This window comes from Pseudomonas sp. 1176_21 (genome assembly GCF_052850635.1).
The window spans coordinates 295,397-309,427 of record NZ_VXCV01000002.1 but is presented as its reverse complement, the minus strand read 5'-3'; the positions used below and the strand labels follow the sequence as shown (position 1 = coordinate 309,427).

The window sequence follows — 14,031 nt, the reverse complement described above, 5'->3', positions numbered from 1 at the left end:
AAAGACACTATGAGCAATATCCCCGCCGACCTGCGTTTTGCCGAGAGCCACGAGTGGGCCAGGCTGGAAGCCGACGGTACCGTCACCGTGGGCATCAGCGACCACGCCCAGGAAGCCCTGGGCGACGTGGTATTCGTCGAACTGGCCGAGGTCGGCAAGGTGTTCGCGGCCAAGGATGCCGCCGGGGTGGTGGAGTCGGTGAAAGCCGCTTCGGATATCTACGCGCCGGTCAGCGGCGAAGTGATCGCGGTCAACGAAGACCTCAGCGACAGCCCTGAGAGCCTGAACAACGATCCTTACGCCAGCTGGATCTTCAAGCTCAAGCCGTCCAACCCGGCAGAGCTGGAGCAGTTGCTGGACGCTGCCGGCTACAAGGCCGCCATCGGCGAGTAGTTTTTCCCGCACGAACGACAATCCCTTCCTAGACTCAATAAGCCTCGACCCCTCGAGGCTTGGTCTTGGAAGAGAGAGCCGCTATGTCCCAGTCGCCGTCCCTGAGCCAACTGCACGATTCCAACCCGTTCCTGCGTCGTCATCTTGGCCCGGATGCGGCCGAGCAGCAGGCAATGTTGCAGGCCCTGGGCCTGAGCAGTCGCAGTGAACTGATCGAGCAGACCGTCCCGCCGGGCATTCGCCTGAACCGCCCGCTGGAACTGCCCCCGGCGCTTGATGAACAGGCCGCCCTGGCAAAACTGCGCGGTTACGCCGAGCAGAACCAGGTGTGGACCAGCCTGATCGGCATGGGGTACCACGCTACCCTGACGCCCACGGTGATCCTGCGCAACGTGCTGGAGAACCCCGGCTGGTACACCGCCTATACGCCGTATCAGCCGGAGATCGCCCAGGGTCGCCTGGAGGCGCTGCTCAATTACCAGCAGATGGTCATCGACCTGACCGGGCTGGACCTGGCCAATGCCTCGCTGCTCGACGAAGCGACGGCCGCTGCCGAAGCCATGGCTCTGGCACGGCGCATGGCCAAGTCGCGCAGCAATGCGTTCTTCGTCGATGAACATTGCCACCCGCAGACCCTGTCCGTATTGCAGACCCGCGCCGAGGGCTTCGGCTTCGAGCTGATCGTCGATGGGCTGGACAACCTGGACAAGCACCGGGTGTTCGGCGCGCTGCTGCAATACCCCAACACCCACGGCGGGGTGCACGACCTGCGCCCGGCCATCGAGCAGCTGCATGCCCAGCAGGCGCTGGCCTGCGTCGCCGCCGACCTGCTGAGCCTGGTGCTGTTGACCCCGCCGGGCGAGCAGGGCGCCGACGTGGTGCTCGGCTCGACCCAGCGCTTTGGCGTGCCCATGGGCTACGGGGGGCCGCACGCGGCCTACTTTGCCTGCCGCGACGACTTCAAGCGCGCCATGCCAGGGCGCATCATCGGCGTTTCCAAGGACGCGCGCGGCAACCTGGCGCTGCGCATGGCCCTGCAGACCCGCGAACAGCACATCCGCCGCGAGAAGGCCAACTCCAACATCTGCACCGCGCAGGTGCTGCTGGCCAACATCGCCGGGTTCTATGCCGTGTACCACGGGCCCGAAGGGCTCAGGCGCATCGCCCAGCGGGTGCACCGGCTCACGGTGATCCTGGCTGCCGGCCTGCAAGCCAAAGGGCTCAAGCGCTTGAACGAGCACTTCTTTGACACCCTGACCCTGGACGTCGGCGGCAGCCAGACCGCGATCATCCAGAGCGCCGAGGCCGCGCAGATCAACCTGCGCATCCTGGGCCGCGGGCACCTGGGCGTAAGCCTGGATGAAACCTGCGACGAGGCCACGGTGCTGCTCCTGTTCGGCATCTTTCTGGGCGCTGACCATGGGCTGAGCGTGGCCGAGCTGGATGCCCAGGCGCAGCACAGCGGCATCCCCGACGCCTTGCAGCGCCAGTCGGCGTTTCTGACGCACCCGGTGTTCAACCTGCACCACAGCGAAACCGAGATGCTGCGTTACCTCAAGCAGCTGGAGAACAAGGATCTGGCCCTCAACCAGTCGATGATCCCGCTGGGCTCGTGCACCATGAAGCTCAACGCCAGCAGCGAGATGATCCCCATCACCTGGCCGGCCTTCGCCAACCTGCACCCGTTCGCGCCGCTCAGCCAGGCCCAGGGCTATACCGCGATGATCGACGAGCTGGAGCGCTGGCTGTGCGCGATCACCGGTTTCGATGCCATCTGCATGCAACCCAACTCCGGTGCCCAGGGTGAATACGCGGGGCTGCTGGCGATCAGCAAGTACCACCGCAGCCGCCAGCAGGGTCAGCGCGATATCTGCCTGATCCCGGCCTCGGCGCACGGCACCAACCCGGCGTCTGCGCAGATGGCCGGCATGCAGGTGGTGATCGTGGAATGCGATGTGGCGGGCAACGTCGACCTGGCCGACCTCAAGGCCAAGGCCCAGGCGGCAGGTGAGCGTCTGGCCTGCCTGATGGCCACCTACCCGTCGACCCACGGTGTGTACGAGGAAGGCATCAGTGAGATCTGCGAAGTTATCCACAGCCACGGTGGCCAGGTGTACATGGATGGCGCCAACCTCAATGCCCAGGTCGGGTTGGCGCGGCCGGCGGACATCGGTGCCGATGTATCGCACATGAACCTGCACAAGACCTTCTGCATTCCCCATGGCGGTGGCGGGCCGGGCATGGGCCCGATCGGCGTGCGTGCACACCTGGCACCGTTCGTGGCCAGCCATCCGGTGGTGCCGGTGCCCGGCCCCGACCCGCAGAACACTGCGGTCAGTGCGGCGCCCTGGGGCAGTGCGAGCATCCTGCCGATCAGCTGGATGTACATCGCCATGATGGGGCCGCAACTGGCCGATGCCAGCGAGGTGGCGATCCTGTCGGCCAACTATCTGGCCCAGCAGTTGGGCGGGGCGTTCCCGGTGCTGTACCGCGGGCGCAATGGGCGGGTGGCGCATGAGTGCATCCTCGACCTGCGGCCCTTGAAGGCGCTGACCGCCATCACCGAAGAGGATGTGGCCAAGCGCCTGATGGACTACGGGTTCCATGCGCCGACCATGTCGTTCCCGGTGCCGGGCACCTTGATGGTGGAGCCGACCGAGAGCGAGTCCAAGGCCGAGTTGGACCGCTTCGTGGAGGCGATGCTGAAGATTCGGGCCGAGATTGCAGAGGTGCAGAACGGCAACTGGCCAGCCGAGGACAACCCGCTCAAGCGGGCGCCGCATACCTTGGCGGATGTGCTGGGGGTGTGGGAACGACCTTACTCGATCGAGCAGGGTGTTGCGCCGAGCCACCATGCGCGGCTGCACAAGTACTGGCCGGCGGTGAACCGGGTGGACAACGTGTACGGGGACCGCAACCTGTTCTGTGCGTGTGTGCCGGTGGAGGATTATCGCTGAGGCCAGGGCCTCGTGGCCGACAAGGCTGGCTCCTGTAGGAGCCAGCATTGCCGGCGAGGCGATTACTCGGTCACGGCATTCTGCGCCAGGATCGCATTGGCCAGCTCCATGTCGCTGACCTGCAGCCCTGGCTGCTCGGCACGCACACGCTGCATGGCAGCCTCAAGATACGGCCCGCTGATCTGGCCGTTGCTGGCCACATAGCTGCTGGCATCTTCCTGCGCCGCCACCACCAGCTTGTGGTCCTTGAAGGTCAGGTAGGTGGAGCCGGTGGTGGCACCGGACGAAATCACATCACGCCAGAAGCCATCAGCCATCGCCGAGCCAACCGGCAGCGACAACAAGGCAAGGGTGGCAACCGCAAGTTTGACGCGCATGGGGCTTACTCCAGTGTGGGGGCTATTATGGTGCGTTGGATCGTGATTTCCCCAGGCAAGTTCCCCAGGGCCTACGGTGCGGGGCCAACCTGCAGTATCGCGCCGTCCTGCGACAGCACTTGCACCGGGGTGCCCACCGGCAGGTCCGGCCCGCGGACCATCCACACCCCGTCGCCGACCTTGATCTTGCCGCGACCGCCCACGATGGCCTCCTGCACCACGAAGGTCCGGCCGATCAGTTCCTGGCCGCGCATGTTCAGCCCCGGCGCATCGCTGGGGCTGGCATTGCTGCGCTGACGGTGCCACCAGAACACTGCGGTGAATACCGACAGCAGGCCGAACAGCAGGAACTGCAAGGTCCACGGCAGCTGCGGGACGACGAAGGTAATCACGCCCACGCCCGCCGCCGCCACCCCGATCCACAGCAGGTAGCCGCCGGCGCCGAACACCTCCAGGATCAGCAGCAGCGTACCGAGCGCCAGCCAGTCCCAGAACGACAGGTGTTGCAGGTAGTCCCACATGCTCAGCCCTTCTTGCCGTCGAAGGTGGCCCGCACGATCTCGCCGATGCCGCCGACGGCGCCGATCACCTGGCTGGCTTCCAGCGGCATCAGCACCACCTTGCTGTTGTTGGCCGAGGCCAGCTTGCCCAGCGCGTCGACGTATTTCTGCGCCACGAAGTAGTTTATGGCCTGCACATTGCCGTTGGCGATGGCCTCGGACACCACCTGGGTGGCGCGGGCTTCGGCTTCGGCCTGGCGCTCGCGGGCCTCCGATTCCAGGAAGGCCGCCTGACGCTCACCCTCGGCCTCGAGGATCTGCGCCTGTTTCTTGCCTTCGGCGGTGAGGATGGCAGCCGCCCGCAGGCCCTCGGCTTCGAGGATCTGCGCACGCTTGACCCGCTCGGCTTTCATCTGCCCGGACATGGCGGCCATCAGGTCGGCCGGCGGGCTGATGTCCTTGATCTCGATACGGGTGATCTTGATGCCCCACGGTGCGGTGGCTTCATCCACGGTGCGCAGCAGGCGCTCGTTGATGGCGTCGCGCTGGCTGAGCATGGCGTCCAGTTCCATGGAGCCGAGCACGGTACGGATGTTGGTCTGCAGCAGGTTGCGGGTGGCGTGCTCGAGGTTGTTGACCTCGTAGGCGGCCTGCGCCGTGTTGACCACCTGGAAGAAGCACACCGCATCGATCTGCACGGTGGCGTTGTCGGCGGTGATGACTTCCTGCGGCGGGATGTCCAGCACGCTTTCCATCATGTTGATCTTGCGCCCGATGCGGTCCATCACCGGCACGATGATGTTGAGGCCCGGCTTGAGGGTGGTGGTGTAGCGGCCAAAGCGTTCCACGGTCCACTGGAAACCCTGTGGCACCACCTTGAACCCCATGAACACCAGCGCCAGGGCCAGGCCCACGAATAACAGCATTACCATTCCGATTTGCATGACGTTTCCTTGGTCAGCAGGACTGAAAGTGCGCAAGCTTGGCATGTGGTCAGCTGTGCAGGCCAGCGCCGGATCATTTCATTTCATGCAGTAACGCGAATCACTTCTGTCAGTGTAGTCAGCCCTGCGGCGACTTTTTGCGCGCCGCTGGTGCGCAGGCTGCCCAGCCCCTCGGCCCGGGCCTGGCGGCGCAGGTTTGCCAGGTCGACGTCGCCCGACAGCTGCTCGCGCAGGCGTGGGCTCACAGGCAGCAGCTCGAACAGGCCGGTGCGGCCCCGGTAGCCGGTGTACCGGCAATCGCGGCAGCCTTCAGCCTGGCAGGTAGCGGTGGGCAGCGGCGCCTGCGGGTCGAGTTCGCGCCAGTGCGCCATGTCGAGCGGCTGCGCCACCTTGCACGCCGGGCACAGCGTGCGCACCAGGCGCTGGGCCAGCACGCCGACCAGCGTGGCACGGATCAGGTACGGCGCGATGCCCAGTTCCAGCAGGCGCCCGACGGCGCCGCAGGCATCGTTGGTGTGCAGGGTCGAGAGCACCAGGTGGCCGGTGAGCGCGGCCTGGATCGCCACCTGCGCGGTGTCGGCATCGCGGATCTCGCCGATCATGATGATGTCCGGGTCCTGGCGCAGCAGCGCACGCACACCGTTGGCAAAGCCCAGGTCGATGCCGGGCTGCACCTGCATCTGGTTGAAGGCCGGCTCGAGCTGTTCGATCGGGTCTTCGAGGGTGCACAGGTTGACCTGTGGCGTGGCCAGTTGCTTGAGGGTGGCGTACAGGGTGCTGGTCTTGCCCGAGCCGGTCGGCCCGGTCACCAGGATGATGCCGTGGGGCTGGCGCAGCATCGCCTGCCAGTGCTGCAGCGCCTCGCCGTCCAGGCCCAGCTGGGTGAAGTCCTGGTGCAGCAGGTGCGGGTCGAAGATACGCAGTACCAGTTTCTCGCCGAACGCGGTGGGCAGGGTGGCCAGGCGCAGCTCGACCTCGGCGCCGGCGGCCGAGCGGGCCTTGATGCGGCCATCCTGCGGGCGGCGCTTTTCCGCGACGTTCATGCGCCCCAGGCTCTTGAGCCGGCTGACCACCGCCAGGGTCACTGCCGGCGGGAACTGGTAGGCCGGGTGCAGCAGGCCGTCGATGCGCAGGCGCAGGTGGCCCTGGTCGCGGCGCGGCTCGATGTGGATATCGCTGGCGCGCTGCTCGAAGGCGTACTGCAACAGCCAGTCGACGATGCCGACGATGTGCGTCTCGTTGGCATCGACGTCGCCTGCGCTGTTGCCCAGGTCGAGCAGTGCCTCGAGGCTGGCGCCTTCGGGCCCGGGCACGGCCTGCTGGCTGGCACCACTGACCGAGTGGGCCAGGCGAAACACCGCCTGGCTCAGCTCACGGATCTGCACCGGGCTGGCCAGCACCCGCTGCACCCTGCGTTGCAGCACCTGCCCAAGGTCGCGCTCCCAGCTGCGTACGTAGGGCTGGGCGCTGGCGACGGTCACCGTGTGGGCATCCACCGCGATGGCCAGAATCTGGTGACGCCGCGCGAATGCGGCCGACATCAGCCCGCCGAGGCTGGCTGCCTGCAGTGCCAGGGGGTCGATGCGCACATGGCGCTGGCCGGCCTGGCGGCCCAGCCATTCGCCCAGGGCATCGAGGTCCAGGGTATGGCCGGGGCGTTGCAGGTCGTTCAGGCCGCGTCGGGCGATGCGCTCCAGCGGATGTGTGGGTTCATTGGCGGCCTGCGGCCAGGGGCGGGCACAGGCGGGGCTGATGCGTTGCTGGGCGAGCAGTTCGGCGAGCAGGGTGTCGAGGTCGAGCCAGCGATCGGGCGGCGTGGCAGGCATGGGGCTTCCTTGCGAAGGTCGGACGGCCAGCCAAGGCTAGCTGCCAGCGGACCACAGGGCCTGTCGCAAGGGTTGCCGGATTTTTCTGTTCAGCGTGCCTGCTGCAATGGCATGCGCGAGGCCGCCAGAGGTTCGACGCTGACCTGGGCGACACAGATCAGGTTGCGCATTTTCTGTGCAATCAGTTCGGCGCGGTGCCAGCTCAGGCCGGCTACGCCGATCTCCAGGTTCAACAGGTCGTCCTGCTGCTGCATCTGTACCTGGTGCGGGGTAAGGAACTGCAGGGCAAACAGGTTGAGCACGCGGCACAGGCTGTCCGGCTCGGCTTCCACCTGCAGGCTGTAGCGCACGCTGCTGTGCGCAGCATTGGCGGCCCAGACATCGCTGCGCAGCGGGGTGACGGGGCTGTCCAGCCGTTCGTGGGCGCTCATGGGAAATCTCCGGTTTCGATGGAGGAATTTTTACATCTTCAACCGGGTATTTTTTCTCTATGATCGAGCGATCTGCGTAATCTGCGCATTGTTCAATTCATTAATGGCGCCTTGAGGGGATAAAACATGCAAAGCCAACTGGACGCCTACGACCGACGTATCCTGGCTCTGCTGCAGGAGGATGCGTCGCTGTCCAGCGCACAGATTGCCGAACGGGTCGGCCTGTCGCAGTCGCCGTGCTGGCGGAGGATCCAGCGGCTCAAGGAGGAGGGGGTGATTCGCGGGCAGGTGACCCTGCTCGATCGCAAGAAGATCGGCCTGAACACGCAGATTTTCGCCGAGGTCAAACTCAACGCCCACGGGCGGACCAACTTCGCCGAATTCACCGAGGCGATCCGCGAGTTTCCCGAGGTGCTGGAATGCTATGTGCTGATGGGCGCAGTGGACTTCCTGCTGCGCATCGTCACCCCGGACATCGAAGCCTACGAACGGTTCTTCTTCGAAAAGCTGTCGATGGTGCCGGGGATCCAGGAGGTCAACTCGATCGTGGCCTTGTCCGAAATCAAGTCCACGACCAGCTTGCCGGTGTAGCCGTCACTTGCGCAGCAGGTGCTTCCAGCCGCGGCTCTGGAACACCGCCATGGCCTGATGCACACGGGCTTCGAGCACGTCGTCGCTGATTGGCAGGCTGGCCAGTTCGTGCAGCTTGTTCAGCTCGCCGAACAGGCGGTCCAGGTCGGGGCTTTCCAGCACCTGGCGGGCATGGTGCAGCCAGGCCAGCAGGCGCTCGATGCGCGGCAGCTGTTCGGCCAGGTCTTCAGGCTGGCGGTGGTACAGCGGCAGTTGCAGCGCGTTGGCTTCGTCCGACAGCAGCACCTTGAGCCAGTTGCCCAGTTGCGCAGCGCCCTGGCGGTCACCACGCTTGTTGCGCTCGACGGTCCAGCCACGGGCCAGCAGCCAGCGCGAGGTGTCCAGCGAGAACTGGCCCCAGCGAGTGTCGAGCAGTTCTTCGGCGAACTGCTCGGGCGCCGCGCGGCGCACGTCTTCGTCGTCGTTGCCGGCCAGCACCAGCGGGCGCCAGTCCTCGAGCAGGGCGTCGAGGCTGGCACGCAGGGCGCTGGTGGTCGGGCGTGGCGCGGCCTGGCCCAGGCTGCCGAGCAGGGCGCGCAGTTCGGCCAGGCTCTGGACCCAGTCCTGCAGCAGGCGCCAGTGTCCGTTGAACAGGTACTGCTCGGCCAGGCGCTGGCTGCTGCCCAGCAGGTGCCAGGCCAGTGCCGCGAAGGCATCGTCCAGCGGCATCTCGGCGTTCAGTTCAGCAGGCGGCAGGCTCACGGCGAAGCTCGAGGGGTCGAGCAGGCGGTAGCCGCGTTCGGCCTTGCTGATGTCGCACGGCATCAGCGGCAGGCTGGCGGCCAGCTCGGCGGCCAGTTCCAGCAGTGCGGCCGGGTCGCCTTCACGCAGTTCCAGCTCAAGCTCGCAGATGGCTTCCTTCTGCTTGCCGGCCACTACATGGCCCAGGTCCAGCGCAGCCTCGATGACCACCTTGGCCTTGCCACGGCCCCAGGCGATTTCGGCGTACTCGCGGGTGAAGTCGGTGCTGAACAGCGGCTTGATGGTTTTCTTGTCCAGGTCGGCCAGCTCGGCCGGCCATACCTGCTCGTCGAGCTTCTTGAGGTCGAGCTTGGCCTTGGGCAGCTGCCATTCGTGCTCGTTGCGTACCGACAGCCCGGCGGTGCTGTGGCCACGGGCCTTGAGGGTCTGGATCACCACGTCGCCGTCACGGCGCAGGCGCAGGGCCACCTTGGCCGCGGCCAGGTCGCGTTCTGGGGTATCGAAATATTGATTGAGCAGCTCGCGCTGCTGCCAGCCGGACTTGTTGCGCTTCTTCAGCAACGGGTGTTCGCGCAGGGCAGCGAGGGTCTCGCGGCTGACCCGCAGTTTGAGTTCGGTTTCTTTGTTCATTGCTGGCAGGCTCGATGACTGGGTGCGTCTTGGCCGTGCAGTGTACAGGAGTCGGCCGCTGACGGTTTATTCCAGGTGCCCGATAGCCCTATGATGGGCCTCGTACCGAGGAGAATGCGCATGCCTTTGCCGCCGCTCAAAGACCAGTTCGCCGCCCTGATCGCCACGCCGTCGGTCAGTTGCACACAGCCGAGCCTGGACCAGTCCAACCGCGCGGTGATCGACCTGCTGGCCACCTGGCTGGGTGACCTGGGTTTTGCCTGCGAGCTGCAGGAGGTTACGCCGGGCAAGTTCAACCTGCTGGCCAGCTACGGCAGCGGCCCCGGCGGCCTGGTGCTGGCCGGGCACAGCGACACGGTGCCCTATGACCCGCAGCTGTGGCAGACCGATCCGCTCAAGCTGACCGAGGTTGACGGGCGCTGGGTGGGCCTTGGCAGTTGCGACATGAAGGGCTTCTTCGCCCTGGTGATCGAAGCGGTACGCCCGCTGCTCGAGCAGCCGTTCAGGCAGCCGTTGCTGATCCTGGCCACCTGCGACGAGGAAAGTTCGATGTCCGGCGCCCGCGCCCTGGCCGATGCCGGCCGCCCGCTGGGCCGTGCAGCGGTGATCGGCGAGCCGACCGGGCTGCGCCCGATCCGCCTGCACAAGGGGGTGATGATGGAGCGCATCGATATCCTCGGGCGCAGCGGTCATTCGTCCGACCCGAGCCTGGGCCACAGCGCCTCGGAGGCTATGCATGCGGTGATGGGCGAGCTGATGGGCCTGCGCCGGCAATGGCAGCAGCAGTACAGCAACGCCCAGTTCAGCGTGCCGCAGCCGACCATGAACTTCGGCTGCATCCACGGTGGCGACAACCCCAACCGTATCTGCGGGCAGTGCGCCCTGGAATTCGACCTGCGCCCACTGCCGGGGATGGACCCGGAAGTGCTGCGTGCGGCGATCCGCAGCAAGCTGGCGCCGCTGGCCGAACAGCACCAGGTCAAGATCGACTACGCGCCGCTGTTTCCCGAGGTGCCGCCGTTCGAGCAGGCCGCCGACGCCGAACTGGTGCGCGTGGCCGAGCGTCTTACCGGGCATACGGCCGAGGCGGTGGCCTTTGGTACCGAGGCGCCTTATCTTCAACGTCTGGGCTGCGAAACCCTGGTGCTGGGCCCCGGCGACATCAGCTGTGCCCACCAGCCGGGCGAGTACCTCGAAATGTCACGCCTGGAGCCTACCGTGCGTCTATTGCGTGAGTTGATCGGGCATTATTGCCTCAACCCGGTAATTGCCCGCTGATTTCAACCGTTTTTACCCAAGGAGAATGCGCGTGACGCCAGACCTGTTGCGACGATAACCCTTCGAGCGCTGTGTGCTTTTCCGTTCTTGTCCTTTTTCCACAGGTTTCTACAGGCTCTGGTTATGCCCGAATACGTCAATTGGCTGCGTCATGCTTCGCCTTACATCAATGCCCACCGCGACTGCACCTTCGTGGTCATGCTGCCCGGTGACGGGGTCGAGCACCCCAACTTCGGCAATATCGTCCACGACCTGGTGCTGCTGCACAGCCTGGGCGTGCGTCTGGTGCTGGTGCACGGTTCGCGCCCGCAGATCGAAAGCCGCCTGGCCGCCCGCGGCCTGAGCGCGCACTACCATCACGGCCTGCGCATCACCGATGCGGCCACCCTGGAATGCGTGATCGACGCGGTCGGCCACCTGCGCATCGCCATCGAGGCGCGCCTGTCGATGGACATGGCCGCGTCGCCGATGCAGGGTTCGCGCCTGCGCGTGGCCGCCGGCAACCTGGTCACGGCGCGCCCCATCGGCGTGCTCGAAGGCGTCGATTATCACCACACCGGCGAAGTGCGCCGGGTCGATCGCAAGGGCATCAATCGCCTGCTCGACGAGCGCTCCATCGTGCTGCTGTCGCCGCTGGGCTATTCGCCCACCGGCGAGATCTTCAACCTGGCCTGCGAAGACGTCGCCACCCGTGCGGCCATCGAGCTGGGGGCCGACAAGCTGCTGCTGTTCGGCGCCGAGCGCGGGCTGATGGATGAGAGCGGCAGGCTGGTGCGTGAGCTGCGCCCGCAGCAGGTGCCGGCGCATCTGCAGCGCCTGGGCTCGGACTATCAGGGCGAGTTGCTGGACGCGGCCGCCGAAGCCTGCCGTGGCGGTGTGGCGCGCAGCCACATCGTCAGCTATGCCGAGGACGGTGCGCTGCTCACCGAGCTGTTCACCCGTGACGGTGGCGGCACGCTGGTGGCTCAGGAACAGTTCGAGAAGGTGCGCGAGGCGGCCATCGAGGATGTCGGCGGCCTGCTGGACCTGATCAGCCCGCTGGAAGAGCAGGGCATCCTGGTGCGGCGTTCGCGCGAGGTGCTGGAGCGCGAGATCGAGCAGTTCAGTGTGGTGGAGCGCGAGGGGATGATCATTGCCTGCGCGGCGCTGTACCCGATCGCCGATTCGGAGGCGGGCGAGTTGGCGTGCCTGGCGGTGAATCCGGAATACCGGCATGGCGGGCGTGGCGACGAGTTGCTGGAGCGCATCGAGACGCGGGCGCGGGAGATGGGCTTGAAGACCTTGTTCGTGCTGACGACGCGCACGGCGCACTGGTTCCGCGAACGCGGCTTCGTGCCCAGCGAGGTGGAGCGGCTGCCTGCGGCGCGGGCTTCGCTGTACAACTACCAGCGCAATTCGAAGATCTTCGAGAAGGCGCTTTAAGGGCTTCGCCGGCAAGGCCGGCTCCTACACGGTCACATCGACCCTGTAGGAGCCGGCCTTGCCGGCGAATGGACCTTACACGGTGTGCAGGTACCAGTTGTACTCAAGGTCGGAGATGGAGTGTTCGAACTCCTCCAGCTCGCTTTCTTTGCAGGCCACGAAGATATCGATGTACTTCGGATCGATGTACTTGGCCATGATCTCGCTGTCGTCCAGCTCGCGCAGTGCATCACGCAGGTTGTTCGGCAGGCTCTGCTCGTTCTGCTCGTAGGAGTTGCCCACCATCGCCGGGCCCGGTTCGACCTTGTTGGTCAGACCGTGGTGCACGCCCGCCAGTACGGCTGCCATCAGCAGGTACGGGTTGGCGTCGGCACCGGCCACACGGTGCTCCAGGCGCACGGCGTCCGGCGTGCCGGTCGGTACGCGCAAGGCCACGGTACGGTTGTCCAGGCCCCAGGTCGGGGAGTTGGGCACGTAGAACTGGGCACCAAAACGGCGGTACGAGTTGACGTTCGGGCACAGGAACGCCATCGACGCCGGCAGGGTCTCGAGCACACCGCCGATCGCGTGACGCAATGCGGCGTTCTGCTCGGGATCCTCGCTGGTAAAGATATTCTTGCCATCCTTGTCCAGCACCGAGATATGCACGTGCAGACCATTGCCCGCCTGGCCAGGGTACGGCTTGGCCATGAAGGTGGTGTCCATCTCATGGTCGTAGGCGATGTTCTTGATCAGACGCTTGAGCAGTACCGCGTAGTCGCAGGCCTTGATCGGGTCGGCCACGTGGTGCAGGTTCACTTCGAACTGCGCCGGGGCACTTTCCTTGACGATGGCGTCAGCCGGGATGCCTTGTTCCTTGGCACCTTCCAGAATGTCCTGCAGGCAGTCGACGTACTCGTCGAGGTCGTCGATCAGGTACACCTGGGTGGAGATCGGACGCTTGCCCGAGATCGGCGAGCGCGGCGGCTGTGGACGGCCGTTCACGTTCTCCTGGTCGATCAGGTAGAACTCCAGCTCGAACGCGGCGCAGATGGTCAGGCCCAGGTCGTCGAACTTGCTCACCACCTGGCGCAGCACTTCACGCGGGTCGGCGAAGAACGGCTCGCCCTCGAGCTCGTGCATGGTCATCAGCAGCTGCGCGGTAGGGCGCTTCTGCCAGGGCTCGTTGGAGAGGGTGCCGGGGATGGGATAGCAGATACGGTCGGCATCGCCGATGTCCAGGCCCAGGCCGGTGCTTTCGACGGTGGAACCGTTGATGTCCAGGGCGAAGAGGGAGGCCGGCAGGTTGATGCCTTTCTCGTAAACCTTGTGCAGGCTCGTGCGTTCGATGCGCTTGCCACGCACCACACCATTCATATCTGCAATCAGAAGGTCAACGTAGAGAACCTCAGGATGTTCCTTAAGGAACGCGTTCGCTTCGTTAAGCTGAACGGCACGCGGGGGTACCGACATGATGCAACACCTTTGTTGTTAAAAATATCAATCAATGGGGGCTTGCAGGTTCAGTCAACGCGAAAGCCCTGCTGAAGTCAAGCCAGCCCCATCATGCCCTAAAACGGCGCTGAAGCGGCATTTTTGCTGCAAATGAGGGCGTCGACAAGGCCTGCTTTGGTAGCGAGGCAGCGACTTTGAGCGGGCCGTATTCTATTTTTTACAGGGGTGTTGTGTAAAAAAATGAACAAGGCTAAGCTCGGTTGCAACCCATAACAGCAATAATACCGGGGGTTACATGTCTCGCCAGCCGACAATCGGCGTCACCGGCCGCACCGCGCGGATCGGTCTGCACGCCCGCCGCACCCACGGCAGATACCGCGTGGCCGTGCGCCGCCACCTGGCCGCAATAATTGACGGCCTGGGCTGCATGCCCGGTATCGCACCCTCTTCTGTAATCGACTGCCACCACTATAGCCGGCCAGGCGGCCCAGCGGGTATTGCCCTGCG

Annotated in this window: 12 protein-coding genes; 5 read left to right on the top strand and 7 right to left on the bottom strand. The window is 65.4% G+C overall.

Annotated features, from left to right (window positions below):
- The first annotated feature begins 9 nt into the window (after positions 1-9).
- Both gcvH and gcvP read left to right on the top strand, forming a co-directional pair.
- Positions 10-393, top strand: a complete 384-nt coding sequence (gene gcvH, locus FW760_RS06395; RefSeq protein WP_058541755.1) for a glycine cleavage system protein GcvH — start codon at positions 10-12, stop codon at positions 391-393.
- 83 nt (positions 394-476) lie between these two features.
- Positions 477-3,350 carry an aminomethyl-transferring glycine dehydrogenase gene (gene gcvP, locus FW760_RS06390; RefSeq protein WP_116052402.1) on the top strand — a complete coding sequence of 958 codons (2,874 nt, stop codon included), beginning with the start codon at positions 477-479 and terminating at the stop codon, positions 3,348-3,350.
- A 62-nt stretch (positions 3,351-3,412) separates the two neighbouring features.
- On the opposite strand, the gene FW760_RS06385 is transcribed toward gcvP, so the two are convergent.
- From FW760_RS06385 to FW760_RS06365, 5 genes are all read right to left on the bottom strand, one after another.
- Positions 3,413-3,727, bottom strand: coding sequence for a DUF2388 domain-containing protein (locus FW760_RS06385; RefSeq protein ID WP_043863414.1), 315 nt, complete (start codon positions 3,725-3,727; stop codon positions 3,413-3,415).
- Between the two features lie 71 nt (positions 3,728-3,798).
- Positions 3,799-4,248 carry an NfeD family protein gene (locus FW760_RS06380; protein ID WP_054915507.1) on the bottom strand — a complete coding sequence of 150 codons (450 nt, stop codon included), beginning with the start codon at positions 4,246-4,248 and terminating at the stop codon, positions 3,799-3,801.
- A 2-nt stretch (positions 4,249-4,250) separates the two neighbouring features.
- Positions 4,251-5,171, bottom strand: a complete 921-nt coding sequence (locus FW760_RS06375) for an SPFH domain-containing protein (RefSeq protein ID WP_043863416.1) — start codon at positions 5,169-5,171, stop codon at positions 4,251-4,253.
- 83 nt (positions 5,172-5,254) lie between these two features.
- Positions 5,255-6,997, bottom strand: coding sequence for a GspE/PulE family protein (locus tag FW760_RS06370; RefSeq protein WP_054915508.1), 1,743 nt, complete (start codon positions 6,995-6,997; stop codon positions 5,255-5,257).
- An 89-nt stretch (positions 6,998-7,086) separates the two neighbouring features.
- On the bottom strand, positions 7,087-7,428 hold the full coding sequence (locus FW760_RS06365; RefSeq protein ID WP_043863418.1) for a hypothetical protein: 342 nt from the start codon (positions 7,426-7,428) through the stop codon (positions 7,087-7,089).
- 126 nt (positions 7,429-7,554) lie between these two features.
- On the opposite strand from FW760_RS06365, the gene FW760_RS06360 reads away from it, so the two are divergent.
- Positions 7,555-8,019 (top strand): Lrp/AsnC family transcriptional regulator, encoded by a 465-nt coding sequence (locus tag FW760_RS06360; protein WP_043863419.1) that lies wholly within the window; start codon positions 7,555-7,557, stop codon positions 8,017-8,019.
- Between the two features lie 3 nt (positions 8,020-8,022).
- Here FW760_RS06360 and FW760_RS06355 read toward each other — a convergent pair whose 3' ends face one another.
- A complete protein-coding gene (locus FW760_RS06355) occupies positions 8,023-9,390 on the bottom strand; it encodes a CYTH domain-containing protein (protein ID WP_054915510.1) in 1,368 nt (455 codons plus the stop codon).
- A gap of 120 nt (positions 9,391-9,510) precedes the next feature.
- Here FW760_RS06355 and argE point away from each other — a divergent pair, with 120 nt between their 5' ends.
- Positions 9,511-10,668, top strand: a complete 1,158-nt coding sequence (gene argE / locus FW760_RS06350) for an acetylornithine deacetylase (RefSeq protein WP_043863421.1) — start codon at positions 9,511-9,513, stop codon at positions 10,666-10,668.
- A gap of 123 nt (positions 10,669-10,791) precedes the next feature.
- On the top strand, positions 10,792-12,090 hold the full coding sequence (gene argA / locus FW760_RS06345; protein WP_043863422.1) for an amino-acid N-acetyltransferase: 1,299 nt from the start codon (positions 10,792-10,794) through the stop codon (positions 12,088-12,090).
- Between the two features lie 75 nt (positions 12,091-12,165).
- Here the strand turns inward: argA and FW760_RS06340 are convergent, their stop codons facing one another.
- The gene (locus FW760_RS06340) at positions 12,166-13,542 is read right to left on the bottom strand and encodes a glutamine synthetase family protein (RefSeq protein WP_043863423.1); all 1,377 of its coding nucleotides are present in this window, start codon (positions 13,540-13,542) and stop codon (positions 12,166-12,168) included.
- Between the last annotated feature and the right edge of the window lie 489 nt (positions 13,543-14,031).

Excerpts from the sequence above, each read along its gene's own strand:
- gcvH (WP_058541755.1), top strand. The coding sequence starts at position 10 with ATGAGCAATATCCCCGCCGACCTGCGTTTTGCCGAGAGCCACGAGTGG.
- gcvP (WP_116052402.1), top strand. The coding sequence starts at position 477 with ATGTCCCAGTCGCCGTCCCTGAGCCAACTGCACGATTCCAACCCGTTC.
- FW760_RS06385 (WP_043863414.1), bottom strand. The coding sequence starts at position 3,727 with ATGCGCGTCAAACTTGCGGTTGCCACCCTTGCCTTGTTGTCGCTGCCG.
- FW760_RS06380 (WP_054915507.1), bottom strand. The coding sequence starts at position 4,248 with ATGTGGGACTACCTGCAACACCTGTCGTTCTGGGACTGGCTGGCGCTC.
- FW760_RS06375 (WP_043863416.1), bottom strand. The coding sequence starts at position 5,171 with ATGCAAATCGGAATGGTAATGCTGTTATTCGTGGGCCTGGCCCTGGCG.
- FW760_RS06370 (WP_054915508.1), bottom strand. The coding sequence starts at position 6,997 with ATGCCTGCCACGCCGCCCGATCGCTGGCTCGACCTCGACACCCTGCTC.
- FW760_RS06365 (WP_043863418.1), bottom strand. The coding sequence starts at position 7,428 with ATGAGCGCCCACGAACGGCTGGACAGCCCCGTCACCCCGCTGCGCAGC.
- FW760_RS06360 (WP_043863419.1), top strand. The coding sequence starts at position 7,555 with ATGCAAAGCCAACTGGACGCCTACGACCGACGTATCCTGGCTCTGCTG.
- FW760_RS06355 (WP_054915510.1), bottom strand. The coding sequence starts at position 9,390 with ATGAACAAAGAAACCGAACTCAAACTGCGGGTCAGCCGCGAGACCCTC.
- argE (WP_043863421.1), top strand. The coding sequence starts at position 9,511 with ATGCCTTTGCCGCCGCTCAAAGACCAGTTCGCCGCCCTGATCGCCACG.
- argA (WP_043863422.1), top strand. The coding sequence starts at position 10,792 with ATGCCCGAATACGTCAATTGGCTGCGTCATGCTTCGCCTTACATCAAT.
- FW760_RS06340 (WP_043863423.1), bottom strand. The coding sequence starts at position 13,542 with ATGTCGGTACCCCCGCGTGCCGTTCAGCTTAACGAAGCGAACGCGTTC.